Annotated in this window: 25 protein-coding genes; 10 read left to right on the forward strand and 15 right to left on the reverse strand. The window is 64.8% G+C overall.

Annotated features, from left to right (window positions below; genetic code table 11):
• Positions 1-104: 104 nt before the first annotated feature.
• On the reverse strand, positions 105-1,511 hold the full coding sequence (locus H9639_RS02585) for a dipeptidase (protein ID WP_191806549.1): 1,407 nt from the start codon (positions 1,509-1,511) through the stop codon (positions 105-107).
• A 134-nt stretch (positions 1,512-1,645) separates the two neighbouring features.
• Here H9639_RS02585 and H9639_RS02590 point away from each other — a divergent pair, with 134 nt between their 5' ends.
• Positions 1,646-2,254 carry a DUF3043 domain-containing protein gene (locus H9639_RS02590; RefSeq protein WP_191806550.1) on the forward strand — a complete coding sequence of 203 codons (609 nt, stop codon included), beginning with the start codon at positions 1,646-1,648 and terminating at the stop codon, positions 2,252-2,254.
• 115 nt (positions 2,255-2,369) lie between these two features.
• On the opposite strand, the gene H9639_RS02595 is transcribed toward H9639_RS02590, so the two are convergent.
• On the reverse strand, positions 2,370-3,446 hold the full coding sequence (locus H9639_RS02595) for a quinone-dependent dihydroorotate dehydrogenase (protein WP_191806551.1): 1,077 nt from the start codon (positions 3,444-3,446) through the stop codon (positions 2,370-2,372).
• 92 nt (positions 3,447-3,538) lie between these two features.
• Between H9639_RS02595 and H9639_RS02600 the strand changes: the two genes are divergently transcribed.
• Entirely contained in the window at positions 3,539-4,582 is a 1,044-nt protein-coding gene (locus H9639_RS02600) for an alpha/beta hydrolase (RefSeq protein WP_191806552.1), read from the forward strand.
• A gap of 9 nt (positions 4,583-4,591) precedes the next feature.
• Here H9639_RS02600 and H9639_RS02605 read toward each other — a convergent pair whose 3' ends face one another.
• The 8 genes from H9639_RS02605 to H9639_RS02640 all read right to left on the reverse strand — a co-directional run bounded on the left by H9639_RS02605 (position 4,592) and on the right by H9639_RS02640 (position 13,542).
• On the reverse strand, positions 4,592-5,392 hold the full coding sequence (locus H9639_RS02605) for an isoprenyl transferase (RefSeq protein ID WP_225219072.1): 801 nt from the start codon (positions 5,390-5,392) through the stop codon (positions 4,592-4,594).
• A 2-nt stretch (positions 5,393-5,394) separates the two neighbouring features.
• Positions 5,395-6,147: a DNA repair protein RecO gene (recO, locus tag H9639_RS02610; RefSeq protein WP_191806553.1), complete on the reverse strand. Its 753-nt coding sequence runs from the start codon at positions 6,145-6,147 to the stop codon at positions 5,395-5,397.
• Between the two features lie 72 nt (positions 6,148-6,219).
• A complete protein-coding gene (gene leuA, locus H9639_RS02615; protein ID WP_191806554.1) occupies positions 6,220-7,977 on the reverse strand; it encodes a 2-isopropylmalate synthase in 1,758 nt (585 codons plus the stop codon).
• 178 nt (positions 7,978-8,155) lie between these two features.
• Positions 8,156-9,673 carry an LCP family protein gene (locus H9639_RS02620; RefSeq protein WP_191806555.1) on the reverse strand — a complete coding sequence of 506 codons (1,518 nt, stop codon included), beginning with the start codon at positions 9,671-9,673 and terminating at the stop codon, positions 8,156-8,158.
• 111 nt (positions 9,674-9,784) lie between these two features.
• On the reverse strand, positions 9,785-10,714 hold the full coding sequence (era, locus tag H9639_RS02625) for a GTPase Era (protein WP_191806556.1): 930 nt from the start codon (positions 10,712-10,714) through the stop codon (positions 9,785-9,787).
• Entirely contained in the window at positions 10,707-12,017 is a 1,311-nt protein-coding gene (locus H9639_RS02630; protein ID WP_404799719.1) for a hemolysin family protein, read from the reverse strand. Before H9639_RS02630 ends, era begins: the two co-directional genes overlap by 8 nt.
• A 20-nt stretch (positions 12,018-12,037) precedes the next feature.
• Positions 12,038-12,511 (reverse strand): rRNA maturation RNase YbeY, encoded by a 474-nt coding sequence (gene ybeY, locus H9639_RS02635; protein WP_191806558.1) that lies wholly within the window; start codon positions 12,509-12,511, stop codon positions 12,038-12,040.
• Positions 12,508-13,542 carry a PhoH family protein gene (locus tag H9639_RS02640; RefSeq protein WP_225219073.1) on the reverse strand — a complete coding sequence of 345 codons (1,035 nt, stop codon included), beginning with the start codon at positions 13,540-13,542 and terminating at the stop codon, positions 12,508-12,510. The genes ybeY and H9639_RS02640 overlap by 4 nt, the downstream gene beginning before the upstream one ends.
• 422 nt (positions 13,543-13,964) lie before the next feature.
• Between H9639_RS02640 and H9639_RS02645 the strand changes: the two genes are divergently transcribed.
• Positions 13,965-14,852, forward strand: coding sequence for a GerMN domain-containing protein (locus H9639_RS02645; protein WP_191806560.1), 888 nt, complete (start codon positions 13,965-13,967; stop codon positions 14,850-14,852).
• A gap of 33 nt (positions 14,853-14,885) precedes the next feature.
• Here the strand turns inward: H9639_RS02645 and H9639_RS02650 are convergent, their stop codons facing one another.
• From H9639_RS02650 to hrcA, 3 genes are all read right to left on the reverse strand, one after another.
• Entirely contained in the window at positions 14,886-15,707 is an 822-nt protein-coding gene (locus H9639_RS02650) for a 16S rRNA (uracil(1498)-N(3))-methyltransferase (protein WP_191806561.1), read from the reverse strand.
• Between the two features lie 53 nt (positions 15,708-15,760).
• Positions 15,761-16,894, reverse strand: a complete 1,134-nt coding sequence (gene dnaJ, locus H9639_RS02655; protein ID WP_191806562.1) for a molecular chaperone DnaJ — start codon at positions 16,892-16,894, stop codon at positions 15,761-15,763.
• Between the two features lie 102 nt (positions 16,895-16,996).
• The gene (gene hrcA, locus H9639_RS02660; protein ID WP_191806563.1) at positions 16,997-18,010 is read right to left on the reverse strand and encodes a heat-inducible transcriptional repressor HrcA; all 1,014 of its coding nucleotides are present in this window, start codon (positions 18,008-18,010) and stop codon (positions 16,997-16,999) included.
• A 224-nt stretch (positions 18,011-18,234) separates the two neighbouring features.
• Between hrcA and H9639_RS02665 the strand changes: the two genes are divergently transcribed.
• Both H9639_RS02665 and H9639_RS02670 read left to right on the forward strand, forming a co-directional pair.
• On the forward strand, positions 18,235-19,077 hold the full coding sequence (locus H9639_RS02665) for a DUF3097 domain-containing protein (protein WP_191806564.1): 843 nt from the start codon (positions 18,235-18,237) through the stop codon (positions 19,075-19,077).
• Positions 19,078-19,232: 155 nt separating this feature from the next.
• Positions 19,233-19,661 carry a DUF4870 domain-containing protein gene (locus H9639_RS02670; protein ID WP_318241956.1) on the forward strand — a complete coding sequence of 143 codons (429 nt, stop codon included), beginning with the start codon at positions 19,233-19,235 and terminating at the stop codon, positions 19,659-19,661.
• 96 nt (positions 19,662-19,757) lie between these two features.
• Here H9639_RS02670 and hemW read toward each other — a convergent pair whose 3' ends face one another.
• Both hemW and lepA read right to left on the reverse strand, forming a co-directional pair.
• Positions 19,758-20,987 (reverse strand): radical SAM family heme chaperone HemW, encoded by a 1,230-nt coding sequence (gene hemW, locus H9639_RS02675; RefSeq protein ID WP_191806566.1) that lies wholly within the window; start codon positions 20,985-20,987, stop codon positions 19,758-19,760.
• Positions 20,984-22,837 carry a translation elongation factor 4 gene (gene lepA / locus H9639_RS02680; RefSeq protein ID WP_191806567.1) on the reverse strand — a complete coding sequence of 618 codons (1,854 nt, stop codon included), beginning with the start codon at positions 22,835-22,837 and terminating at the stop codon, positions 20,984-20,986. The genes hemW and lepA overlap by 4 nt, the downstream gene beginning before the upstream one ends.
• 206 nt (positions 22,838-23,043) lie before the next feature.
• Here lepA and H9639_RS17240 point away from each other — a divergent pair, with 206 nt between their 5' ends.
• The 5 genes from H9639_RS17240 to H9639_RS02700 all read left to right on the forward strand — a co-directional run bounded on the left by H9639_RS17240 (position 23,044) and on the right by H9639_RS02700 (position 25,789).
• Positions 23,044-23,295 (forward strand): hypothetical protein, encoded by a 252-nt coding sequence (locus H9639_RS17240; RefSeq protein ID WP_404799705.1) that lies wholly within the window; start codon positions 23,044-23,046, stop codon positions 23,293-23,295.
• A 6-nt stretch (positions 23,296-23,301) separates the two neighbouring features.
• On the forward strand, positions 23,302-23,601 hold the full coding sequence (locus tag H9639_RS17245; protein WP_404799706.1) for a type II toxin-antitoxin system PemK/MazF family toxin: 300 nt from the start codon (positions 23,302-23,304) through the stop codon (positions 23,599-23,601).
• A 201-nt stretch (positions 23,602-23,802) separates the two neighbouring features.
• Positions 23,803-24,063, forward strand: coding sequence for a 30S ribosomal protein S20 (gene rpsT, locus H9639_RS02690; protein WP_066297624.1), 261 nt, complete (start codon positions 23,803-23,805; stop codon positions 24,061-24,063).
• A gap of 144 nt (positions 24,064-24,207) precedes the next feature.
• On the forward strand, positions 24,208-25,479 hold the full coding sequence (locus H9639_RS02695; protein WP_318241957.1) for an NAD-dependent epimerase/dehydratase family protein: 1,272 nt from the start codon (positions 24,208-24,210) through the stop codon (positions 25,477-25,479).
• A 100-nt stretch (positions 25,480-25,579) separates the two neighbouring features.
• Positions 25,580-25,789: a hypothetical protein gene (locus tag H9639_RS02700; protein ID WP_191806568.1), complete on the forward strand. Its 210-nt coding sequence runs from the start codon at positions 25,580-25,582 to the stop codon at positions 25,787-25,789.
• The last annotated feature ends 9 nt before the right edge of the window (positions 25,790-25,798 follow it).

The raw sequence follows: 25,798 nt of genomic DNA on the forward strand, positions 1-25,798 counted from the left end.
ACGTTCGAAGGCCGGCGAGGAATCTCACCGACGTTCGTGAAACTGCGGGACCGGGAGCCAGTTCACTCCATGGTACGTCTGTGCACCCCCGGTCCCGTAACCGCCTAGGGGGTTTCCTGTATTCCCAGCCGGGCCAAGAGCAGCGCTTCAGCCAGGATCGCGTTCTCGAAGTCGGCGAGGTTCAGCGATTCGTTCGCTGAGTGCGCGCGGGAGTCGGGATCTTCGACGCCGGTGATCAGGATCTGCGCTGCCGGGAAGACCTCGACAAGATCAGCGATGAACGGGATGGAACCTCCCACTCCCATTTCCACCGGTGTTGTGCCCCAGGCCGTTTCCAGCGCCCAAAGCGCAGTCTGCGCTGCCGGAGCGGAGGTGTCGGTGGCGAAGGCGTTGCCGCTCTCCCCCAGCGTGAAAACTACCTCAGCGCCAAACGGCCGGTGGGCCTCGAGGTGCCGCGCCATGGCCTGCATCGCCGCCGCCGGATCCTGTCCCGGGGCCAGCCTGACACTGAATTTTGCCCTCGCTGCGGGCTGGATGGTGTTGGAGGCCATCGCCACGGACGGTACATCGATGCCGATGATGGAAAGCGCCGGCTTGGTCCACAGACGGGAGGCAATGGTCCCGCTTCCCGCCAGCCGGACCGAGTCCAGGACCGACGAGTCATTCCGGAAATCCTGCTCCGGGTAATCCACCCCGGCGTCGTCAAAACCGGTGAGCCCCTCGATCGCGAGATTTCCCTCCTCATCGTGGAAGGTGCTGATCAGCCGGGCCAGCAGGGTCGGCGCGTCCAGCACCGGTCCGCCGAACATACCCGAGTGCACGGCATGGTCCAGGACACGCACTTCGAATGTGCCATCCACAAGTCCGCGCAGGCTGGTGGTCAGGGCCGGGGTCCCGACTTTCCAGTTCCCGGAGTCCGCGACGACGATCACGTCGGCCTGCAGCAGGTCACGGTGGGTTTCGAGGAAATTCCGGAACGTGGGCGAGCCGGCTTCCTCTTCTCCTTCGATGAAGAAGGTGATGCCCACACCCGGATCCTCCCCCAGAACCTCGTCGAGGGCGCGGAGGGCGCCTACGTGCACCAGGATGCCGGCTTTGTCGTCCGCCGCACCGCGCCCATACAGCCGGCCGTTGCGTTCCGTTGCGGTGAAGGGCTCCGTCTCCCACAGCTCCAGGTCACCGGGCGGCTGAACATCATGGTGCGCGTAGAGCAGCACCGTGGGTTTGCCCGCCTTTGCGCGGCGCCGGGCGACGACGGCGGGACCGCCGGGCTTGCCGTCCGCCTCACCCCGCAGGATCTGCACCTCATCCAGGCCGGCGCCGCGCAGCAGGGCCGCGACGGCTTCAGCGGAATGGTCAAGGTGAGCCGGGTCGAAGGAATCCCAGGCGATGCCGGGGATGGCCACAAGGCTGGTCAGGTCTTCCACAGTGCGGGAAAAGGCTGCCGCCACGCTGGCGCGCAGCGCTGCTTCGTCCGGCAGGGTGCTGGAGGATTGGGAAGTAGATGTCATAAAAAGACCCTACAACCGCGCTCACCGCTCCCGTATGTCCGAGCTGGTCAGCGGCGCGCAGCTTGCGGGCCAGGTCCGGTGCGGCCCGGTGTGAGCGCACGCGCATCCCGGGCGGTTCAGGGTATCCTTGATGAGTGTTCGGACGAAAGAAAGAAGCGCCCACCGCGCAGGAAACTGTGGACCTGGCAGCCTCGGCCCAAGTGGAAGAGGCGCGGAGAGCTGCTTCCCCGTCGGCTGGCAAGGGAGCTCCCACACCGCGCCGCAAGGACCAGGTGGCTGCACGGCAGCGCCCGCTGGTGCCCAATGACCGCAAGGCTGCGCGTGATGCCAACCGTGCCGCCATGCGCGAAGAACGCCTCAAAACCCGCGCGGCGCTGGACACCGGCGACGAACGCTATCTTCCGCTGCGCGATAAGGGGCCGAACCGCAGGTTCGTCCGCGACGTAGTGGACGCCCGCTGGAACGTGGGCGAGTTCGTGATGATCGCGGCCGCCGTCTTCGTTGTCGCTAGCTTTATCCAGAACCTCGCAATTCAGAGCTTCATCCTGATGGCTTTCTGGGTCCTGATCCTTCTTGTCATCGCTGACAGCATTCGGATCCGGTTTGTGCTGCGGCGCCGGCTCACGGAGAAATTCGGCTCACCGAATCAGGGCGACGTCTGGTACGGAGTCTCCCGGGCACTGCAGCTGCGCCGGTTCCGTCTGCCGAAGCCCCAGGTACGCCGCGGCGACAAGGTCTCCTGACTTTCATCCCGCCCGACAGCCGGGCACAACTGCAAAAGACTCAAAACACAAGGGGAGGGACCGGGTTACGGTCCCTCCCCTTGTGTCTGCCTGCTGCCAGCCCGGCGGTGGCCGCCTAGCTGGTCCTGCGCCGCAGCCTGCGCAGCTGCCGGTTGATCCTGGCTGCCCAGAACGGCCCTTCATAAAGGAACGCCGTGTATCCCTGCACCAGGTTCGCGCCAGCCTCAAGGCGCTGCTGGACGTCGCTGCCGGTTTCAACGCCGCCGACGGAAATGATGACCGGCCCATCCCCCAGGGCGGTACGCAGACGCCGGAGCACCTGCAGAGACCGTTCCTTCAGGGGCGCGCCGCTCAGCCCGCCAACGCCGGCCGCGATGACCGTTTCCGGATTGGTGACCAGCCCGTCACGCCGCACCGTGGTGTTGGTGGCCACCACACCGTCAAGTTTCAGATCCAAGGCGAGGCGGGCGACGTCGTCGATGTCCTCATCGGTGAGGTCCGGGGCAATCTTGACCAGCAGCGGGACGTGGCGTCCGGCAGCTTCATCAGCAGTCCGGCCCACGCTGGTCAGCAGGGGCCGCAGCGAATCGATGTTCTGCAGCTGGCGGAGACCCGGTGTGTTGGGTGAGCTGACGTTCACCACCAGGTAGTCAGCATCCGCGGCGAGCAGCCGGGTACTTGCCAGATAGTCTTCAACCGCATCGGCAAGATCCACCTTCTTGGTCTTGCCAATGTTCACCCCAACGATGGGACGGCTGCGGCCCCAGCGGCGGTGCAGGCCGTCCAGTGCCTTTTTAATCCGTGGGGCGACGGCGGCGGCACCGTCATTGTTAAAGCCCATCCGGTTGATCACCGCACGGTCTTCGACCAAACGGAACAACCGCGGCTTGGCGTTTCCCGGCTGGGCCTGTGCCGTGACCGTGCCGATTTCCACGTGCCCGAACCCGAGGTTGCTCAGCGCCACGATGGCTGCACCCTCCTTGTCGAACCCGGCGGCGACTCCAAAGGGCGAAGGGAAGGTCAGGCCAAGGGCTTGCGTGGCCAGTTCCGGGGCGGGCCGCATGAGGGCACGCATCACCGGTGCCGCGGGTGTGCAGGCAACTGCACGGATCATTTGATAGCCGAATTTGTGGGCTTTTTCTGGGTCCATGCCGGAGAAGACAATCCGGAAGAACGTGGGGTAGACGCGCATGGTTTTAATGCTTCCATTCCGTGTCTCCGGCACCAAATCCGTGGCGGCCTTTCCGGGCAATACCGTGCTGCGGGGTGCAGTAACCTCGGTGTATGGGGCAAAACTGGCAACCTGACCGGCTTGGCGACGGCTACCGGTATCTCACGCTCGAGCTCGGCGAAGACGACGAAGGACCCGTAGCGGCCACGCTGGTTTCCTACACTGCTGCCCCTCCTCCCCCGCCGTCGTTGCTGGGCCGGCTGCGGGCCGCGCTCTCCCGGGCGTCCGCCCCGGTTCAGCCGGTGCCCGTCCACGCAGTCATCTACATCCATGGCTGGACGGACTATTTTTTCCAGACCGAATTGGCTGCTTTCTGGACTGAGCGCGGCGTGGCGTTCTATGCACTTGACCTGCGTAAATACGGGCGAAGCCTGCGTCCGGGCCAATCGGAGGGGTTTATTACGGACCTGGCTGATTACGACGCCGATATCGAGGCCGCACTCGCAGCAGCGGCGGCGGATGTCCGCAGCAGCCGCGGAGAAGACACACCGGTGCGGATTTCCCTGATGGCCCATTCCACCGGAGGACTGGTGGCTTCGCTGTGGGCCCACCGGAACCCGGGCAGGATCGAGGCGCTGATCCTGAACAGTCCGTGGCTGGAACTGCGCGGCTCCTCTCTGGCCCGGAACGCTGCTGCTGGAATCCTGGAGCCGCTGGCCAGGACGCGCCCGAAGACCAGACTCAAGATTCCGGAGTTGGACTTCTACTGGCGGAGCGTCAGTGCCGAGGCTGACGGCGAGTGGGAGCTGCACCCGGAGTGGAAACCGCGGGGCAGCTGGCCGATACGTGCCGGCTGGGTCACTGCCGTGCTGGCGGGCCATGCCCAGGTGGCCCGCGGCCTCGACATCACGGCCCCGATCCTGCTGATGGCCTCCGCCAGGTCAACCATCGGCGCCACCTGGAACGAATCGATGATGACATCGGACAGCGTCCTGGACGTGAACCTGATGGTGCAGCGCGGCCTGCTGCTGGGACCCTGTGTCACCGTGCTGCGTTTTGACGGTGCGCTGCATGACATCCTGCTGTCTGCCAAGCCTGTCCGCCGTCGGGTTTATGCCCAGCTGGACCGGTGGTGCTCAGCGTATCTGCTGCGCTGAGCAGCCCGGCTACGCTCCGGCCGCGGCCTGATCCACCGCTCCCCCGTACCGGCGGTCCCGGCGGGCATAAATTTCGACTGCTTCCCACAGTGTCCGGCGGTCAACATCCGGCCAGAGAGTATCCATAAACACCATCTCGGCGTAAGCGGACTGCCAGAGCATGAAGTTGGAAAGCCGCTGCTCTCCGGACGTCCGGAGGAACAGGTCCACATCGGGCAGGTCCGGCTCATCGAGATAGCGCTGGATCGTCTTCTCAGAAATGCTGCCGGGCCGCAGCTTCCCGCTCTTGACGTCCGCGGCTATGGCGCTCACAGCGTCCGTGATTTCCGCCCGGCCACCATAGTTGACGCACATGTTCAGCGTGCAGGTGGTGTTGTTCCTGGTTTGCTCCTCGGCGATCTCCAGTTCACGCACCACGCTCTGCCACAACCGGGGCCGGCGCCCGGACCAGCGGATCCGCACACCCCACTCATCGAGCTGGTCCCGCTGACGCCGGAGCACATCACGGCTGAAACCCATGAGGAAGCGGACCTCCTCCGGGGAACGCTTCCAGTTTTCCGTGGAGAAAGCGTAGACGGAAACGTGCCGGATACCCATTTCCACGGCTCCGGCCATCACATCCAGAAGCGCTGGTTCACCGGCGCGGTGTCCTTCGGTGCGCGGGAGTCCGCGCTGGTTGGCCCAGCGCCCGTTTCCGTCCATCACAATGGCCACATGTGCCGGCACAAGTTCCTTGGGCACCGGCGGCGGCACCGCTCCGCTGGGATGCGGCCAGGGCGCGCTGACCGGAGTGGTTCGGGAGGAAAACAAAGCTATACACGCTCCACATGTTGAAGGGATCTGACTACTCGTTCCAGGTGCCACTGCAGGTAGCTGGCCACGAGGCCCGCTGATTCCCGCCGCGGCTGCGGCCCTGACGCACCCACAGCCTCCCAGTCGCCGCTGAGCAGCGCGGCGAGCAGCAGCATCGTTTCCGCTGACGGCGACGCCGAACCCGGCGGACGGCAGGCGGGACACACTGCCCCGCCCAGCGGCGCCGAAAACGCGCTGTGCGGTCCGGGGGCATTGCAGCGGGCACAGTCCGTGAAAGTGGGTGCCCAGCCTGCCGTGGCCAGCGCACGCAGAAGATAGGAATCCAGGATCAGCTCAGGCGCGTGGGCCGCCCGGCTGAGCGCGGCCAGCGCGCCGATCACCAGGTGGTAATGCGCATTCGCTGATTCACCGTCGACGTCCGTCAGACGCTCCGCGGTTTCCGCAATGGCGGCCGCCGCAGTGTAGCTGGCGTAGTCAGCGGCAATTCCCGCCCCGTAGGCACCTTTGGTCTGTACCTGGGTCACGATGTCGAGGGACCTTCCGTGGCTGAGCTGCAGATCCACAACCATAAAGGGCTCCAGCCGGGCACCGAATTTGCTCGAGGTGCGGCGCACCCCCTTGGCCACGGCCCGCACCTGGCCGTGGTTGCGGGTCAGCAGGATCACGATCCGGTCCGCTTCGCCGAGTTTATGGGTGCGCAGGACAACACCCTCATCGCGGTAGGTCCGCGACTGGAAAGACTTAGTGGCCACAGTTCCATTTTCCCACGGACGGCAGCGCCCGGCCGCCGAAGCAGCCGGGCGCGCCTTCTTCGAGCGTGGCCGTCAGTGCCCCTGGGCCGGAACGCCGTCCCGGATAGCCCGGTTGACGGCGGAGATCACGGCCTTCAGCGCCGAGAGCGTGGTGTTGGAGTCGATCCCCACGCCCCACAGGACGCGTTCACCGACGGCGAGTTCCACGTAGGCGGCCGCCATGGCATTGCCGCTCGCGGAGAGTGCATGCTCGGTGTAATCGAGCAGCCGCACATCGACGCCGTCCTGGCTGAGGATTCCCAGCAGCGCGTCGATGGGACCGGTTCCCGAGGCAACGCGCCGCTGCTGCACTCCCCCGGCCCGCAGGCTGGCGGTCAGCAGGAAGGCACCGTTTTCCGACGTGTCCGCGGTGACCGAGGACAGCGCGTAGTGGCCCCACGGCTCGCCGCCGGTATCCGGGGTGGTCGGCAGGTATTCGTCCTGGAAGACCTTCCAGAGTTCGGCACCCGTAACCTCTCCGCCCACAGTGTCGGTACGGCGCTGGATGACGCCGGAGAACTCGATCTGTGCCCGCCTGGGCAGGTCCAGATTGTGCTCGCTCTTGAGCAGGTAGGCGACGCCGCCCTTTCCGGACTGCGAGTTGACCCGGATAACCGCCTCGTAGCTGCGGCCGATGTCCTTCGGGTCGATCGGCAGGTAGGGAACGCCCCAGACCAGCTCGTCAACGGACTTCCCGGCAGCAGCGGCGTCCTTCTCCATGGACTCGAAGCCCTTCTTGATGGCGTCCTGATGCGAGCCGGAGAAGGCGGTGAAGACCAGGTCTCCGCCGTAGGGAGAGCGTTCGGGGACGGGCAGCTGGTTGCAGTATTCAACCGTGCGCCGGATTTCGTCCATGTTGGAGAAGTCAATCTCCGGGTCGATGCCCTGACCGAACAGGTTCATGCCCAGGGTCACCAGGTCCACGTTGCCGGTGCGTTCTCCGTTGCCGAACAGGCAGCCCTCGATCCGGTCAGCCCCGGCGAGGTAGCCCAGCTCCGCTGCGGCGACGCCGGTCCCGCGGTCGTTGTGCGGGTGCAGCGAGAGGATGATCGAATCGCGGTTCGCCAGGTTGCGGTGCATCCATTCGATCGAATCGGCATAGACGTTGGGGGTTGCCATTTCAACGGTGGCCGGCAGGTTCAGGATCATCTGGCGGTCCGGTGAGGCTTCGAGGACCTCAGCGACGGCGTTTGAAATCCGCAGGGCAAATTCCAGTTCGGTTCCGGTGTAGGACTCGGGCGAGTACTCGTACGTCACGTAGACGCCGCGCAGCTGCTCTTCGTACTTTTTGCACAGGCGCGCACCGGTCAGGGCAATGTCCACAATTCCGTCCTGGTCGGTGTTGAACACGACTTTGCGCTGCAGGACTGAAGTGGAGTTGTACAGGTGCACGATTGCACGGTCCGCGCCTTCGAGTGCCTCATAGGTGCGCTCGATCAGGTGTTCACGTGACTGGGTCAGCACCTGGATGGTTACGTCGTCGGGAATGCGGTCACCTTCGATCAGCTGCCGGACGAAGTCGAAATCCAGCTGCGAGGCCGAAGGGAACCCAACCTCGATTTCCTTGTAGCCCATGTTGACCAGGAGGTCGAACATCTTGTGCTTGCGCTCGGGCGTCATGGGATCGATGAGGGCCTGGTTGCCGTCTCGGAGATCCACGGCGCACCAGCGCGGGGCTTTGGTGATGACCTTGTCCGGCCAGGTGCGGTCGGGCAGCTCAACACTGATCTGGTCCTGGAACGGGACGTACTTATGGACCGGCATTCCGGAGGGCTGCTGTGCGTTACGCATAATGTCTGGGTGGCCTTTTCTTTGAGAGCTTCAGAAATGGTGGCCGGGCAACACAAACTCCGCAGCGAGGGTTCGGCCTAATCAGTGGTTTGTGAGGCCTCGCCGCGGCAGCTAAGAAGGAGGTTCTCTGCGCGCACCTGCTCAGACTAGCACGCAGGTTATGCGCTGCCGGAAAGCGTTAGTAACCGAAGGCCGACTGGCACGTAACCTGCGCCGCGGTCTGCCCCGTCAGGCCGCCCAGGTCACCCGAATCCTTCATGGTGTTGCCGGTCGTGAAGTCGGCGCCCACCTGTACGACGACGCCGCTGACGGATGCGCTGGCGCTCACCTGGGAGGAGGGAATGTTCAGTGCTTCAGCAACCTGCTGCGCCATGGCGTCGTAGCCGGGAGTGAAGAAGACCTGCGTTCCCGGCGTGGTCGACTGGGACAGTCCCCCCGCGATGGCCTGAGTGAAGCCCTCGCTCAGGAGGTAGCGGGCGAGTTCGGCGTCCCGGCCGCTGGCCTCTGAACTGATGCCGTCCAGGAAGGTCACGGGAATCGCGGCAGGGTCCACGGCCGGCTCAGTGGCCTCGGGTGCCGGCGTCTCAGTGTCCTCGGCGGACGGTGTTTCCGGTTCGGGCTCACCCGTAACGGGACGGTCCGAGATCAGCGCTTCGAAAAGCGGCTCGGCTGCTGCCTCGTCAAGGACCAGCCGGTTGGGGTCCAGCTCATAAGCGGTCACCGGGACCGTCACAAACGCCACGCTGCCCAGGTCCACATCCTTGAGCCGGCCAGCCAGCGCAATCAGGGTGGGGATGTCGGTAAGGCCCTCATCGACGGTGAGGTTTTTGGTGACAGTCTCGGCAATCGAGTACAGCCGGGGCAGGTTTTTCAGCGTGCCTTCGCCCTGGACCTTGCGGAACATGGAAGCGAGGAAACTCTGCTGGGCAGCGATCCGGCCGCCGTCGCCGCCGTCACCGAATCCGTGGCGGGTGCGCAGGAAGGCCAGCGCCTGGTCTCCCTGGATGCTGGAGACGCCGGCGGGAATGTTCAGTCCCGAGAGCGGGTCGTCGATCGGCTGGTTGACGCAGACTTCCACGCCGCCGAGGGTGTTGGACAGCTCTTCCACCGCGTTGAAGTCAGCCATCATAAAGTGGTCGATGTTTAGGCCGGTCAGTTCGTTGATGGCTGCCACCGTGCAGCCGGGACCGCCGTTGCCCAGCGCTCCGTTGAGCTGCCCGAGGTCCATGGCCTGGTACTGCATTCCGGACTCGGGGTCGGTGCAGGCCGGCAGAGGGACCAGGAGGTCGCGCGGGAAGCTGACGACCGTGACGTGGGACCTGTCAGCGGCCATGTTGACCAGCATCATCACGTCGGAATTATTGGAATCCTGGCCGTCCCGGTTATCCGTCCCGAGCACCAGGATCTGCATGGAATCCTTGTTGCTGTCTGCTGGAAACTCTTCCTGGTCCTGACCGATGTTCAGCGGCTTGGTATCAAAATTACTCTGCAGGCGCATCAGCTGCACGCCGGCGAAGACCAGCCCGGACACCAGCGTCAGCGAGAGCAAAAGCGCCATCGCCGCAAGAACCGGGTGCCCTCCCCTGGCCGCACCGTTGCCAAGGTGGCGGCTGCCGGGAGCAGCAGTGCCGCGGCGGCCTGCCCGTGTGGCTGACCCGGAGGGACCAGGACCTGTTGCGGCACGGCGTGATGGCATGGCCGGTCCTTCCCATGAGTCAGTGAAAATCGAGCAGGCGAAAATGGATGTACAAAGTGTACGGGTTGCTCCTGTGAAGAAGCTTGGGGTGCGCTGGCGGCAGCCCGGCTCCTAGAAGCCCAGCTTTACCAGCTGCTTGGGGTCACGCTGCCAGTCCTTGGCGATTTTGACATGCAGGTCCAGGTAAACCCGGGTGCCCAGCAGTGCCTCAATGCCGCGGCGGGCATTGGTTCCCACTTCGCGCAGGCGCGCTCCGCCCCGGCCAATAATAATCGCTTTCTGGGAAGACCGTTCAACGTAGAGGTTCACCCGCACGTCGAGCAGCGGATTCTCCTCGCTGCGGCCTTCACGGGGCACGATCTCATCGACCACTACCGCCAGGGAGTGCGGAAGCTCGTCCCGCACACCTTCCAGCGCGGCTTCCCGGACGAGTTCGGCAACCATCACGGCTTCCGGCTCGTCAGTCAGCTCACCGTCCGGGTACAGCGGCGGCGAAGCCGGCATGTGGGAGGCCAGGACATCGGCAACCGTGTCCACCTGGAAACCGTCTGCCGCGGAGACCGGAACGACGTCGGCCCACCCGGTTTCGCCCAGGACTTCCGTACCCAGCGCGGTGACGGACATCAGCTGCTTGGCCAGGGCGGCGCGGTCCACCAGGTCAGTCTTGGTGACCAGTGCGATCACCGGCTTGCGCTTGAGCGCCGCGAGCTGGTTCGCGATGTAGCGGTCGCCCGGGCCAACTGCTTCGTTGGCAGGAAGGCAGAATCCGATCGCATCAACTTCGGCGAGGGTGTCGGCGACGAGGTCGTTGAGCCGCTGGCCGAGCAGGGTACGCGGACGGTGCAGTCCCGGGGTGTCCACCAGGATCAGCTGGGAATCCTCGCGGTGGACGATTCCACGGATGGTATGCCGGGTGGTCTGCGGTTTGGCTGAGGTGATGGCCACCTTCTGGCCCACCAGGGCGTTGGTCAGGGTGGACTTTCCGGCGTTGGGCCGGCCCACCAGGGATACAAATCCGGCGCGGAACGTGGGCTCAGTCATTTCGGGGTACCAATTCTGTTGATTTCGTACGGCGGCGCTGTTCGGCGTCGTCCTGTGTGTCGGTCTCATCATCCGGTGCCTGCTTCCAGGCGAGCACGTGTGAAACCCGGTTGCGGCGGCCTTCGAGTCTTTCGGCGTGGAGGACGATCCCCTCGACCACCACCTCGCTGCCGACGATCGGCACGCGGCCCAGGGCTTTGGCCAGCAGGCCGCCGACCGTGTCCACTTCGTCGTCTTCGAGGGTGATGTCGAAAAGCTCACCCAGATCATCGATGCCGGCTTTGGAGCTGACCCGGTAACGGCCCGCACCCAGGTCTTCAATCTCGGGCCGTTCGGAGTCGTATTCGTCGACAATTTCGCCGACGATTTCCTCGATGAGGTCCTCCAGGGTCACCAGCCCGGCGGTGCCGCCGTACTCATCGATCACGATGGCCAGATGCGTTGACTCACGCTGCAATTCCTGCAGCAGCTCATCAACGGCCTTGGATTCGGGCACGTAGCGGACCGGACGGCAGAGGCCGTCCACCGTCTGCGTGACTGCTCCGCCTGCCCGGCCGTGCAGCTGCGCGGCGACGTCCTTGAGGTAGAGGATGCCGCGGATCTGGTCGGCGCTGTCCCGGATGACCGGCACGCGGGAATATCCGGAGCGCAGGAACAGTGACATCGCCTGGCCCAGGGTGGATCCTGATTCCAGGCAGACCATATCGGTGCGCGGAACCATCACGGAGCGCACCTTGGTGTCCCCCAGTTCGAACACTGAGTGGATCAGCTCTGCTTCGGTGTTTTCGATCATGTCCGCTTCGGAGGCCCGGTCCAGCAGTTCCCGGAATTCCTCCTCGGTAAAGAACGCGGCGTCCGCGCCGTGGCTCCCGGGAGCGACGGCGGAACCGATCCTCACCAGCCAGCCCGGGATGGGCCCCAGGACGGTGCGCAGAACGCTGACCAGTCCGGCAGTGAGGACAACGACGCCGGTGACGTGTTTGCGGCCAATCTGCCGGGGCGAGACACCAACCAGGACAAAGCCCACGGCGGCCATCGTCACGGTGGCCAGCAGTCCGGCCAGCCAAAGGTTTTGGACCAGCAGCTGGAAGGCCATGGCCACGGATACCGCCATGGCCATCTCGAACCAGACCCGCCAGAACCGCAGGGCGTGCATGTGTGCCACCGGGTGCTGCAGGATGCGTTTCAGCGGCTTTCCTGACCGCCCGGAGAGCAGCCCCTCGGCCTCGTGGCGGGGCAGATAACCGTAGGCGGCCTCGGCGGCAGTGAGCAGTCCGGCCAGGACCATAAAGGCCAAGGCCATGACTACCAGAATGCCTATGCTCAACTGCGCGTCTCCTTCGGGGCGTCCTTGCCCAGGAAGTCGGAGAGCAGGTGCCGCTGGAGACCGAACATTTCGGCTTCCTCCTCCGGTTCGGCGTGGTCATAGCCAAGCAGGTGGAGGACTCCGTGCGTGGTCAGCAGGAGCAGTTCATCTTCCATGCTGTGCCCGGCGGTTTCCGCCTGACGTGCCGCCACCTGAGGGCAGAGGACAATGTCGCCCAGGACACCGGCCGGTGTTGGCCGGCCCGGCGACCCGGGACGCAGTTCATCCATGGGGAAGGACAGCACATCTGTCGGACCGGGAAGGTCCATCCATTCGATGTGCAGCTTCTCGATCGCGTCTTCGTCCACCAGGACGATCGACAGCTCGGCTTCGGGGTGGACGTACAGTGCATCCAGCAGGAAGCGGCCCAGCCGGGCCAGCGCTTCCTCATCCGCCGGCAGGGCAGATTCGTTGTTTACTTCAATACTCATCTTTTGTTCTCCTGGCCGGCGCGCGGTGCGGTGCGGGTACGGCGCTGCTCATCCCATTCCCCGTAGGCGGTCACAATGTCACTGACCAGCCGGTGCCTGACGACGTCGGTTGCGGTCAGTTCGGAGAACTGCACGTCGTCGATGCCGTCGAGGATTTCGTGGACGATGCGCAGCCCGGACACGGTGCTCCCGGGCAGGTCAACCTGCGTGACGTCGCCGGTGACCACCATTTTTGAGCCGAAGCCCAGGCGGGTCAGGAACATTTTCATTTGTTCCGGCGTCGTGTTCTGGGCCTCGTCCAGGATGATGAAGGCGTCATTGAGTGTGCGTCCGCGCATATATGCCAGCGGTGCCACCTCGATGGTGCCGGCGGCCATCAGCCTCGGGATGGACTCCGGATCCATCATGTCGTGCAGGGCGTCGTAGAGCGGACGCAGGTACGGATCGATCTTGTCGTTGAGGGTCCCGGGCAGGAACCCGAGCCGCTCCCCCGCCTCGACGGCAGGCCGGGTCAGGATGATCCGGTTGACTTCCTTCTGCTGCAGCGCCTGCACGGCTTTCGCCATGGCCAGGTAGGTCTTGCCGGTGCCGGCGGGACCGATTCCAAAAACCACGGTGTTCTTATCGATGGCGTCGACGTAGTTCTTCTGGTTCAGGGTCTTGGGCCGGATGGTGCGTCCCCTGGTGGACAGAATGTTCTGCGTCAGTACGTCGGCAGGACGCTCAGCGCTTTGGTCCCGCAGCATCGTAATGAGCTGTTCCAGGATCTGCGGGGTGACCCGGGTCTGGTGGCGTGCCAGCACGCGCACCTCGTTGACAAGCCGGACTGTCCGGTCAACCGCCTGCGCAGGACCCGTGACGGAAAGTTCGTTTCCGCGGACGTGGAGATTCACCTCGGGAAAGGAAGCCTCGATGATTTTAAGTGCTTCATCATTGGCACCCAGTGACTGGACCATTTGCTCCGTTGAATCGAAGACAATTTTCTGCTGGTCTTCGCGGATAGTGCCGATTCCTGCTGAAGATTCGGTCATATGTACGGCCCCTCGGCCTCTCATCGCCCCTTTTAAGGAAGTTGGGTTGCAGTCCCGGTGCGGGGAAGGGCCTGACCGCCCTTACACACACCCTGGTTAATGTTACTTGATCGCCTGGCCGCTGCGCCTCCGGCACAGCTGCCCGGCACTGCGTTCGGCGCACGCAGCATGAACTCCGTGACCACTGTTACACCCATTGTCTCGGCTTGGCATCGGCTGGGTCTCAATCGGGTTTCAGTCCCGTCCCAGAACAGTTAAGCCCCCGGTTTCGGCCCAGACCATATGCCAAGCTGGATTGCGTGCTGCCGGTTCCCGCCCTGGCAGACTCCCCCCACGCAGCCACCTTTTCCGGGCCGCTGCAAGAACAAGGAAGGCAGGGACCGTTCATCTCACCGCACCGTAATTTCGGCCCCGGCCGCCGCATGCGCCTGATCCTGCTGGCAGCAGCCGCTCCCCTGATACTGGGCAGCTGCGGCGTAGTTGCCGAGATGCCCACCACCAGCATGCCGAATTCCTTCAGTGGCAGCGCCAGTTCCGAGGGACGCCCCATGGCTGTTTCCGCTCCGGCGGAAGCCACAGCATCCAAGGTGGTGATGCCGGTGTACTGGCTTGGGCTCAACGACGCGGACGTGCAGCTGTACCGCGAATTCCTGCCCTCAGACAATCTGGGAGACCCGATCGGCGAAGCCGTCAGGGCCATGACCAGTGAAACCCCGCGGGATGGGGACTATTTCACCCCCTGGCACCCGGCGTCGAACGTTACCGCTTCGATCTCCAGCAAGAACGTCATTACGGTGGACATTACGTCCGACGCATTCAAAGCGTCCCTGGACGCCGGCATGGCGCACCGCGCCGTCCAGCAGCTGGTCTACACGGCCACCGCTGCCGCCGCCAATGCGGGGCTGACTACGGCCGGGGTGAGTTCAACCGTTGTGGTGCTGGTGGACGGCAAGGCCGGCTACCAGGCGTTCGGGCATGAGAGCCTGGAACAGCCGCTGGTGCGTGATGCTTCCCTGCCTGCACCTATCTGGATTATCACCCCGCAGGAGGGCGAGGCTGCCGAGGAGTCGCTGACTGTCTCCGGCTCTGCCGTTGTCCGCGATGAGCAGCTTGCCTGGAGCGTGGAGCCGATCACCAACGGACGCCCGGAAACCACCCCGGTTGCCTCGGGTACCATCCGCCTTGACGCCTCCGCGGGCGAGACAGCGTTGTTTGATGTGCCGGTCAAGCTGGAGCCCGGCGAATACAATCTGCGGGTCTTCCACGGTGAGGGCGCAAACGAGGATTCGAAGCGGATTACCGTTTACTGACCGGCTTACTGACCGGCGCAGTCCGGCACAGGATCAGGACCAGCGGCCCAGCAGGTGATTGAGCAGAACCAGGGCCGCCGGCCCGGCGCTTGAGGACCGCAGCACGTGCGGCCCAAGGCGGACCGCTGTGGCACCGGCCGCACGCAGCGCGTCGAGCTCGGCCGGGCTGATGCCGCCTTCAGGGCCAACAATCACAGCGATGGAAATCCGCTGTTCGCTGTCCCCGGAACTGTCTCTGTAACTGTCTCCGGAGCCGTTTTCGGAACTCCCGGCCTGCTCCCGGCGGACGGCGTCAACCGCCTGCGCAAACGGTGCGTCGGCTTCTTCGTGAAGGACGAGCACCAGGTCCACCCGGGCCAGTACCGCGGGCAGGGATTTGCTGTCGGCGACGTCCAGGACTTTCGGCAGCCGGGACCGCCGTGACTGTTTTGCCGCGGAGGTCACCACGGCCTGCCACTTCGCCCGGCCCTTAGCTGCCTTCTCTGCACGCCAGCGGACAATGCTCCGCTCGGACTGCCAGGGAATCACGGTATCCACACCGAGCTCGGTGGCGGCTTCGATTGCCTGCTCGTCCCGGTCGCCCTTGGCCAGCGCCTGGACCAGGATCAGCTCCTGTCCAGTCTCCGGTTCCGTTTCAATGTCCCGGACATCGACCTCAAGCAGGCCCGGGTCCGCGGAACGGACTGTCCCGCGGATCCGGAGGCCGGCGCCGTCGACAATATCAACGTCCTCCCCCGGGGCCAGGCGCTTGACCGATACCGCATGCCTGGCCTCCGGTCCGGTCAGCGAAAAAACGCCGCCCGGGACGGCCGCTGCGACCTGTTCCGGATCACCGAAAAAGATCGGGTTTGTCATGGTTTGTCACCGTTTGTTCGTTCGCGGGTTGCCGCCGCGGGTTAGTGGGTGGGTTAGTGGTTGCCCAGCCGGTCACGGAGCTTGGCGAAAACACCGGTGCTGCTGCCGCTGCCGACCCGCCCTTCGGCGAATTCTTCACCGCGCAGACCTGCGAGCTGACGCAGCAGCTCCTCCTGCTCAGCGTCGAGCTTCTGCGGTGTTTCGACCTGGATGTGCACCAGCAGGTCCCCCCGGCCGTACCCGCGCAGATGGGTGACGCCCAGGCCCTTGAGCGTGGTGATCTCCCCGGACTGGGTGCCGGGCTTGATGCTGATCTCCCGGGCGCCGTCGAACGTGTCCATGGTGATGACGGTGCCCAGAGCGGCAGCCGTCATCGGGACCGTCAGCGTGGCGTGCAGATCGTCCCCGTCGCGGACGAACACGGGATCGGCGTTGACGCGGATCTCCACGTACAAATCGCCCTGGGGGCCGCCGGCCGTGCCGGCCTCGCCCTGGCCGCTGAGCTGGATGCGGGTACCCGTAGCCACTCCGGCGGGAACCTTGATGGTCAGTGTCCGGCGGCTGCGGATCCGGCCTTCGCCGCCGCATTCGTGGCAGGGATCGGGGATGACGGTGCCGAAGCCCTGGCAGGAGCCGCAGGGAGCGGTGGTCATAACCTGGCCGAGGATGGAACGCACGGCCCGCTGGACCTGGCCGCTGCCGTGGCAGATGTCGCAGGTGCGCGGGGAGGTGCCGGGCTGGCAGCAGGATCCCTCGCAGGTGGGGCAGACGACGGCGGTTTCGACGTCGATCTTCTTGTTGGTGCCGAAGACGGCATCCTTGAGGTCGATCCGCACGTTGATGAGCGCGTCCTGACCGCGCCGGGTCCGTGACGCGGGTCCCCGGCCGCCCCCGGCGCCGCCGAAGAACGTATCGAAGATGTCCTGGAATCCGAAGCCCTGGCCGCTGAACCCGCCACCGAAACCGTTGTCGGTGCCGTTCTCGTTGCCGGTGGTGTCGTAGACGCGCCGCTTCTGCGGATCGGACAGGACTTCGTAGGCGTGCGTCACGGCCTTGAACTCATCGGCCGCACCGGGCGCGGTGTTGACGTCGGGATGCAGCTTGCGGGCAAGCTTGCGGTAAGCCTTCTTGATTTCCTCGCCGGTGGCATCCCGGCTCACGCCGAGTACCTGGTAGTGATCACTCACTCGTGCACATCGCTTCCTGTATTGCGTGCCCCGCCTCGGGGGTAACTTGTCTTACCGGCAGTGCCGCGGCAGCTGCCACTTCTATATCTGGTCTTGAGATGCTCAGCTGTTCAGGACCCGGGAAAGATAGCGGGCGACGGCGCGGACCGCAGCCATGGTGTTGGGATAGTCCATACGGGTGGGACCGAGGACTCCTACCATAGCGGACGCGTCCCGGCCATACCCAGTGGCAACCACGGATGCTTCTGAAAGTGAGCCGTAGGTATTTTCCGATCCAATGCGGACCGAGACGCCCTTGGCATCCTGTTCCATCTCCGAGAGCAGCCGCAGCATCACAACCTGCTCTTCGAGTGCTTCGAGGATGGGCCCGATGGTCAGCGGGAAGTCGCCGGTTGACCGGGCAAGGTTCGCGGTACCCGCCATCACCATCCGGTCTTCCCGGTTGATGCCCGCCAGCTGCTCCAGGCAGCGGCCAAGCGCTCCGGCGATCCCGCGCAGCTGGACGGGCACGGTAGCCAGGGCATCCGTCAGGTGGCTCGTAATCCGCGTGAGCGTGGTTCCGGCCAGCGCCTGGAGGAAATGCTGACGCAGTTCATGCAGCGACGGTTCGCTGATGGCGGCGGGGATGGTGGTCACCCGCTGCTCCACGCGGCCGGTGGTGGAAATCAGGACCACGAGCACCTGGGACGGGGCCAGCAGCACAAACTCGATGTGCCGCACCTTGGCATTGCCCAGATGCGGATACTGGACCACGGCCACCTGGTTGGTGAGCTGGGCCAGCAGCCGCACGGTGCGGTCAAGCACGTCGTCGATGTCGTCTGCACCCTCGAGCAGGGTTTGAATCGCCCGGCGCTCGGCTGCGGACAGCGGCTTCAGGTCCGAAAGCTGGTCCACGAAGAGCCGGTACCCCTTGTCCGTGGGGATCCGGCCCGCCGAGGTATGCGGGGCAACGATCAGTCCTTCTTCTTCCAGGACCGCCATGTCGTTGCGGATGGTCGCTGAGGAGACGCCCAGCTGATGCCGCTCCACCAGGGCCTTTGAGCCAACGGGTTCACGGGAGTGGACATAGTCTTCAACGATGGCCCGGAGCACCTCGAGCCGGCGTGGTTCACTCATTGGTTTCCCTCCCTCGTTGTCTCTGGCAGCTTCCTGCGGGCGTGGTCGTTAGTCACTGACGTTACTCAGTGCCCCTAAGAGCAGTTGGCGCCTGTTATCACGCTTTAGCACTCAGTGTCCTTAAGTGCTAAGTCTAATACGATCGGCTTGCGTTGTTAGCATTGAACTCCGCGTGCCCGCAGCAGCGCCTGCGCTGCGCATCATGAAGGAATGAGGAAGATTCCGTGTCGAATTACCAGTGGGGGCCGCAGGATATTACGGCTCCCACGCGCAAGGCGCTGCGGCAGGTCGGCGCCGAAAAGGGCCTGGTGCTCGAAGACGTGCAGACCGGCTGGGTGGGTGCCGTGATCCGTACGGAGAAGTCCGGCGGGCTGCATCTCATGGTCCTGGAGGACGGCCGCGGCCGGACGCGTTCCTTTGAACTGGGCTTCGGTTTCCTGCTGGAAGGTGAACCGGTGGAGGTCATCCCCGCCGTCAAGGCCTCAGCTCCTGCAGTGCGGCGGACCGCCTCGGGCTCTGTCGCCGTCCCCAATCAGCGTGCCCGCACCGCAAGGGCAAGCCGGATCTGGGTGGAAGGCAAGCACGACGCCGAACTGGTGGAAAAGGTCTGGGGCGACGACCTGCGGGTCGAGGGAATCGTCGTCGAGCCCCTCCATGGGGTGGACGACCTCGCCTCAGCGATCCGGGACTTCGCCCCTGGGCCCGGACGCCGGCTGGGGATTCTGGTTGACCATCTGGTGGCCGGCTCCAAGGAGTCGAGGATCGCGGCCGAAGCGATGGCCGTGCCGGGTGCCGCCGGGAACGTCCTGATTGTGGGGCATCCCTATGTCGACGTCTGGCAGGCAATCAAGCCGCAGGTGATTGGCCGCCAGTCCTGGCCCGTTGTGCCGCGGCACGAAGACTGGAAAACCGGCATCCTCAAAGGTCTCGGCTGGCCGCACCGTGACCACACCGACGTCGCTCTGGGATGGAAGAAACTCCTCGGGTCTGTGCGTACCTATGCGGACCTGGAACCCACTCTGCTGGGGCGCGTGGAGGAAGTCATCGACTTCCTCACCCTTCCCTGAACGCCGTCCGCCGCCGGACCCAGACCGCACCGGCCCGGTTCCGCCACGCGGTCCGCCGGTTCCAGTCCACGCGTCCGGACCCAGTACCCTAGATGGAACAACAGGTACCCGTGGGTGCAGACCCAGCGTCATCTGAGAGTTTAAGGAATGCAACCGTGTCCAACACACGCCAGAACCATCCGCCGCAGCCGGAGGACCATGGTTCACCCGCGCGCCCGGACTATCAGGGTGCCCCCGCCAATGCCCTGCCGCTGACCGCCTCCGAGGACCGGCAGTGGGCCACCATGGCCCACTTCGGCGGCATCCTGGGCTTTGTACCGTCCCTGATCATCTACCTGGTGTTCAAGGACCGCGGGCCGTTCACCGCCCAGGAATCGAAGGAGGCGCTGAATTTCACGCTGCCTCCGACCCTGCTGGCCCTGCTGGCCTGGCTGCTTTCCTTCATCCCGGTGATCGGCGGTTTCTTCGCCATCATCAATGCACTGCTCTGGATCACCGTCGCCGTGGCGTCAGTGATTGCCGGGATCGAATGCAACCGCGGCCGTCCGTACCGCTACCGGTTCAACCTGCGCCGGATCCGCTGATTCAGCTCATATAACGAGTGAAGCCCGCCGTCGTGGACGGCGGGCTTCACCTGTTTAAGTGCGGACAAGAGCGGGTTTCGGGTTTATCTTCCGGGGTTAGGGCAGCAGCCGCCGCACCACGGCGTCGGCCAGGAGCCTGCCCTGCAGGGTGAGGACCACGGTGCCCGCGAAGGCAGCCTGCGGCTCCACCAGTCCATCGGCGATCAGGCCGGCGATGGCCAGGCGGCCCTCAGGGCGCAGCGCTTCCCGCGGCAGGCCTTCGGCGAGCCGGGTGCGGAGCATGACGTCCTCAAGGTAGCGCGTGTCCGCGTCCAAGGTTTCGCGGCCGACGGCGGGTGACTCACCGGCAGCGATCCGCCCGGCGTACGCCGTGGGATGCTTGGCGTTCCACCAGCGGATACCGCCGACGTGGGAGTGCGCGCCCGGGCCGATGCCCCACCAGTCATCGCTGCGCCAGTAGGCCATGTTGTGCCGGCATTCGTCGGCGGGTGTGCGTGCCCAGTTGCTGACTTCGTACCAGCTGAGGCCGGCCGCCGTGAAGAGTTCCTCGGCCAGCAGGTACTTGTCCGCGTGGTCGTCGTCATCGATCGGTGGCACTTCCCCGCGGCGGATGCGTGCCGCCAGCTTAGTGCCGTCTTCGATGATCAGCGCGTAGGCGGAGATATGGTCGGGTTCATAACTGAGCGCTTCCTCGACCGAGTACTTCCAGTCCGCCAGGGACTCCCCCGGCGTGCCGTAGATCAGGTCCACGCTCACTTTCAGGCCGGCGTCTCGCGCCCATTTCACGGCCTGTGGGACGCGGGAGGGCGTGTGTGTGCGGTCCAGAACGGCCAGCACGTGCGGAACGGCCGACTGCATGCCGAAGGACACCCGGGTGAACCCGGCGTCAGCGAGCAGCTGCAGGGACTCCGGGGTCACGGAATCGGGGTTGGCTTCGGTGGTTACCTCGGCGCCCGGGGCAAGTCCCCACTGTTCGACGGCGGTGCCCAGGATCGCGGCGAGGTCCTCCGCAGGCAGCAGGGTGGGTGTTCCGCCGCCGAAGAACACCGTCTCGATGGGACGGCGCGGCACGCCGGAGGCGTCCAGTGCGCCGGCAGCGAACCGCACTTCCTGCTGCGCCGTGGCCGCGTACTCCACCTGCGAGGCACCGCCGCCCAGCTCGGTGGCGGTGTAGGTGTTGAAATCGCAATAGCCGCAGCGTACGGCGCAGAACGGAATGTGGACGTAGAGCCCGAATTTCCGTTCTGCTGCCGCGGCGGCTGCGTCGGCCGGAAGGATTCCGTCCCTGGGGGCGGGATCCCCGAGCGGAAGCGCGCTGGGTGTCACTTCTTGGCTTTGTCCTTGGACTCGTCGGATGACAGGGCGGCCACAAAGGCCTCCTGCGGTACTTCCACGCGGCCAACCATCTTCATGCGCTTCTTGCCTTCCTTCTGCTTTTCCAGCAGCTTGCGCTTACGGCTGATGTCGCCGCCGTAGCACTTGGCAAGCACGTCCTTGCGGATGGCGCGGATGGATTCGCGGGCGATGATGCGGGATCCGATGGCGGCCTGGATGGGCACCTCGAACTGCTGCCTCGGGATCAGTTCCCGCAGCTTTCCGGTCATCATGACGCCGTAGGCGTATGCCTTGTCCTTGTGGGTAATGGAGCTGAAAGCATCCACCTGTTCGCCTTGAAGCAGGATGTCCACCTTGACCAGGTCGGCCACCTGCTCGCCGTCGGCCTTCCAGTCCAGCGAGGCGTAGCCGCGGGTCTTGGACTTGAGCACATCGAAGAAGTCGAAGACGATCTCGGCCAGCGGCAGGCGGTACCGGATTTCCACCCGGTCCTCGGAGAGATAGTCCATGCCGCCAAGAACGCCGCGGCGGGTCTGGCACAGCTCCATGATGGCTCCGACGAATTCGCTCGGGGCCAGGATGGTGGCGGCGACCATCGGCTCGCGGACTTCGGCGATCTTCCCGGTGGGGTATTCGCTGGGGTTGGTCACCGTAACAACCTTTTTGTCCTCCAGCGTCACCTCGTATTCCACGTTGGGAGCAGTGGAGATCAGGTCCAGGTTGTACTCGCGCTCGAGCCGTTCGCGGGTGATCTCAAGGTGCAGCAGGCCCAGGAAGCCAACCCGGAAACCGAAGCCCAGCGCCGCGGAGGTCTCGGGTTCGTACACGAGCGCGGCATCGTTGAGCATCAGCTTCTCCAGCGCATCGCGCAGCACCGGGTAGTCAGCACCGTCGATGGGATACAGCCCGGAGAAAACCATCGGTTTGGCGTCGGCGTATCCGGGCAGCGACTCGGCAGCCGGTTTGGCCAGGTTGGTGACAGTGTCACCAACCTTGGAGAGCCGGACGTCCTTCACACCGGTGATGAGGTATCCCACCTCACCGACTCCCAGTCCCTTGGAAGGTGTGGGTTCGGGCGAACTGACACCGATTTCCAGCAGTTCGTGGCTGGCACGGGTAGACATCATCTGAATGCGTTCACGCGGCGAGAGCTTGCCGTCCACCACACGGACGTAGGTGACGACACCGCGGTAGGTGTCGTAGACAGAGTCAAAGATCATGGCACGGGCCGGAGCGTCGGGATCACCCACCGGTGCGGGAATGTCCCGGACAATCTTGTCCAGCAGATCCTCGACGCCAACACCGGTTTTCCCGGAGACCTTCAGAACGTCTGCCGGGTCACCGCCGATCAGGTTCGCCAGTTCCTCGGCATACTTCTCCGGCTGCGCTGCCGGGAGGTCGATCTTGTTGAGCACGGGGATGATGGTGAGGTCGTTCTCCATCGCCAGGTACAGGTTCGCCAGCGTCTGGGCCTCGATGCCCTGCGCGGCGTCAACCAGCAGCACTGCGCCTTCGCAGGCCGCCAGTGACCGGGAAACCTCGTAGGTGAAGTCCACGTGACCCGGGGTGTCGATCATGTTCAGGGCGTAGGACGCGCCGTCGAGCTCCCACGGCATCCGCACTGCCTGGGACTTGATGGTGATTCCGCGCTCACGCTCGATGTCCATCCGGTCCAGATACTGGGCCTTCATGTTCCGGTGCTCAACGACGCCGGTGGACTGGAGCATGCGGTCGGCCAGGGTGGACTTGCCGTGGTCGATGTGGGCGATGATGCAGAAGTTTCTGATGATCGCCGGATCCGTCGCGGCAGGCACCGGTGAAAAGCGGGCCATAGGTGACACTGTGGCGGTTCCTTTGCTGTTTGCGTCTTGTCCGTTTCCGGGCCGTCTGCCGGCACTCTCGTGCTGACTGTTCGGGCGGGCCTGGACCTCCGCGCAGGGTTGGTAAAGCGGATGGGTTTTCTAAATTAACAGTCTCCCACGTTTCCGCCGCCGGACCCGAACTCCGGCGCCCCGGGCCGGCGCCGGGCTGCCCGTAGGATGCAGGTATGGCGTTTTCTTCCCGGAACCTGATCGCACTGGCCCGGACCGCACTGCGCGCAGCACGGTCGCTCTCCCAGGGACCGGCCCAGCCGCCCCGTCCTGCCCGCACCCGTTCCCGGGCCACTCCCCCGGCTGCACGGCCGGGATCCGGAGCGTCCGGGGGAAGCCGGAACTACGCCGGTGACTACCGGGGCACGGTTGTTCCGGTCTACGCTCCGCAGCCCGACGGCGCCCCCGACCCGGGTGAAGTGGTGTGAGCCTGGGTGCCGTATGAGGACGATCCGACCCAGGGGAAGGACCGTCCGGTCCTCTTGATTGGCCGTTCCGGAGGAAACCTGCTGGGCCTGATGCTCACTTCCCGGGACCGTAACAATGCGTTCGACGCCGATCCCGACTATCTGGATATCGGCACGGGTGCCTGGGACAGCCAGGGGCGGCCCAGCGAAGTGAAACTGGACCGGATCCTGCAGCTTGACCCGGCGGCGGTGCGGCGGGAGGGCGCCGTCATCAGCCGGACGCTTTTTGAGAAAGTTGCCGCACGGCTCGCCGTCCGTTCCGGATAGAGACTTCCGGCCGCGGCTCTTCCGCGCCCCGCCGGATCACGCATCCGGGCCAAAGTTCTGCTAACATTTATTGCTGTGTGTCCGCGCAGGTCGACGGGCACTTCAGGCCGGGCGCCATTACGGTATCCCCACGCCGCTCAGTCAATGTCTGGTCTGAAATTCCCTCACCGACCAAGTCCGCAATACAAAGAGAGTTTATAAGTGGCCAATATTAAGTCCCAGAAGAAGCGCATCCTCACCAACGAGAAGGCGCGCCAGCGCAACAACTCGGTGAAGTCCGAGCTGAAGACGCTTATCCGCAACGTGGATACCGCTGTCACCTCAGCTGACAAGGATGCCGCTCAGGCAGCTCTGCAGGCTGCGACCCGCAAGCTGGACAAGGCTGTCAGCAAGGGCGTTATCCACAAGAACAACGCTGCCAACCGCAAGTCGGCCATCTCCAAGAAGGTCAACGCACTCTAGGCGTTGCGGCTTTAGTCTTACCCGGCATGGCCGGTCCTTCGGGACCGGCCATGCCGTTTTTAACCCTCGTCCCGCATCTGCGGCCGGTCCGCGGGCTTCCGCAGCGTCCTTCGCGCAGCGCGGCCGGGATGTTTTACTGGCACCATGCGCAGAGTACTGATCCTTGGTGGCAACGCCTGGCTGGGTCGTGAACTCGCACAGCGGTTCATGGAACGCGGTGATGCCGTGACCTGCCTGGCGCGCGGCGACTCGGGCCCGCCGCCCGCGGGAGCGTCCTTCATCGAAAGCGACCGGTTGCTGCCCGGGGCCTATTCCGCCGTTGCGGGCCGGTCCTGGGACGAAGTCATTGAACTGGGCTATGAAGCCACTCTGGTCTCCGGAGCTTTGGCGGCTCTTGGGGCGGCTGCAGAGCATTGGACGCTCATCTCGTCCGTCTCTGTGTACGCCGGGAATTCAACACCAGGGGCGGATGAATCTGCAGCCCTGGTCGAGCCGGTGGGTGCGGAGGATTACGCAGGGGCCAAAGCTGCTGCCGAACGCATGAGCTCCGATTCCTTGGGGGATCGCCTGCTGATTGTCCGGCCGGGACTGCTGGCCGGCCCGGGAGACGTGAGCGACAGGTTCGGCTACTGGCCGGCACGTTTTGCCCTGGCCGGGAACGGACCGGTTCTGGTTCCGGAACAGGACGGGCGCTATGTACAGGTCCTGGAGGCCGCGGATCTGGCGTCCTGGCTGGCAGCTGCGTCAGTCGAGGGCCTGACCGGGGTGTTCAACGCCGCCGGTGACATTCATCCGCTCCGGGAAGTACTAACACTCGCCGCGGAAACCGCAGGGTTCCGCGGCGAGATGGTCAGCGCCCCGGAGAACTGGCTGCTGGAAAAGGATGTCCGCTACTGGGCTGGACCTCGATCAATGCCCCTGTGGCTTCCCGCAGTCGACGCCGGGTTTGCGCAGCGGAGCAACGCTGCCTTCCATGCTGCGGGCGGGCATGTATCGGAACTTGACCAAACTCTTGACCGGGTCCTGGCGGATGAACGGCAGCGCGGACTCGACCGGCCGCGTGCATCCGGCCTCACCCGTGCGGAGGAACTTGAGCTGCTCGGACTCCTCGCCGCTGAACGGGCCTGTTCCCGGCCCCGGCTGTCCAGGTGCGGGCTTCCTCGCGGTGTGGCACGATGCATGCATGCCCGGTCTGACGATGGAGTCCGCGTCACTGCAACGGCATTGTCCTGTCTGCTTGCCGAAAGCAGGGGCTGCGGCAGCAATACTCCTCGCGGCCCTTTCGCTGTCTGCTTGCACGCCCGACGGAGGGAACCCTCCCCATCCAACGGGCGCTGTGCTCTCGAAGACGTGTACGGCGCCCTCCGAGATTCTGACCTTCTCCGGCCGAGTCGAAGTGGTCGGCACCTCCTCTGAGGGGCTTACCCTGTTCGGAGAACTGCAGGACCCGGACCCATTTTCGGCTTCTGGGGAGACGAAGAAGATTATCTGGCGGGTCACCGGTGAAGGGGATCCGGTGATGACAGTGGCCGGGCCGTTGGCGGAGGCCGACGCCCTGGATTGGGGACCCCGGCTCCACTATGACAGCAACTATGACAGGCCCGGAGATGAGTACGGTTCCGGTGTGGTCTTCGACGCACCAGGTTGCTGGACCGTCACCTTCACGCGGACTGATGGCTCAGCCAGTGTGCAGATCCAGGTTCTTTCCGCCAAGGACGCTGGGTAGGCCCCCGCC

It is taken from the genome of Arthrobacter gallicola, assembly GCF_014836775.1.
Lineage (GTDB): Bacteria > Actinomycetota > Actinomycetes > Actinomycetales > Micrococcaceae > Arthrobacter_B > Arthrobacter_B gallicola.

Coding starts and splice junctions, on each gene's coding strand:
- H9639_RS02585 (WP_191806549.1), bottom strand. CDS start 1,511: ATGACATCTACTTCCCAATCCTCCAGCACCCTGCCGGACGAAGCAGCG.
- H9639_RS02595 (WP_191806551.1), bottom strand. CDS start 3,446: ATGCGCGTCTACCCCACGTTCTTCCGGATTGTCTTCTCCGGCATGGAC.
- H9639_RS02600 (WP_191806552.1), top strand. CDS start 3,539: ATGGGGCAAAACTGGCAACCTGACCGGCTTGGCGACGGCTACCGGTAT.
- leuA (WP_191806554.1), bottom strand. CDS start 7,977: ATGCGTAACGCACAGCAGCCCTCCGGAATGCCGGTCCATAAGTACGTC.
- H9639_RS02620 (WP_191806555.1), bottom strand. CDS start 9,673: ATGCCATCACGCCGTGCCGCAACAGGTCCTGGTCCCTCCGGGTCAGCC.
- era (WP_191806556.1), bottom strand. CDS start 10,714: ATGACTGAGCCCACGTTCCGCGCCGGATTTGTATCCCTGGTGGGCCGG.
- H9639_RS02630 (WP_404799719.1), bottom strand. CDS start 12,017: ATGGCCTTGGCCTTTATGGTCCTGGCCGGACTGCTCACTGCCGCCGAG.
- ybeY (WP_191806558.1), bottom strand. CDS start 12,511: ATGAGTATTGAAGTAAACAACGAATCTGCCCTGCCGGCGGATGAGGAA.
- H9639_RS02640 (WP_225219073.1), bottom strand. CDS start 13,542: ATGACCGAATCTTCAGCAGGAATCGGCACTATCCGCGAAGACCAGCAG.
- H9639_RS02645 (WP_191806560.1), top strand. CDS start 13,965: ATGCGCCTGATCCTGCTGGCAGCAGCCGCTCCCCTGATACTGGGCAGC.
- H9639_RS02650 (WP_191806561.1), bottom strand. CDS start 15,707: ATGACAAACCCGATCTTTTTCGGTGATCCGGAACAGGTCGCAGCGGCC.
- hrcA (WP_191806563.1), bottom strand. CDS start 18,010: ATGAGTGAACCACGCCGGCTCGAGGTGCTCCGGGCCATCGTTGAAGAC.
- H9639_RS17240 (WP_404799705.1), top strand. CDS start 23,044: ATGGCGTTTTCTTCCCGGAACCTGATCGCACTGGCCCGGACCGCACTG.
- H9639_RS02695 (WP_318241957.1), top strand. CDS start 24,208: ATGCGCAGAGTACTGATCCTTGGTGGCAACGCCTGGCTGGGTCGTGAA.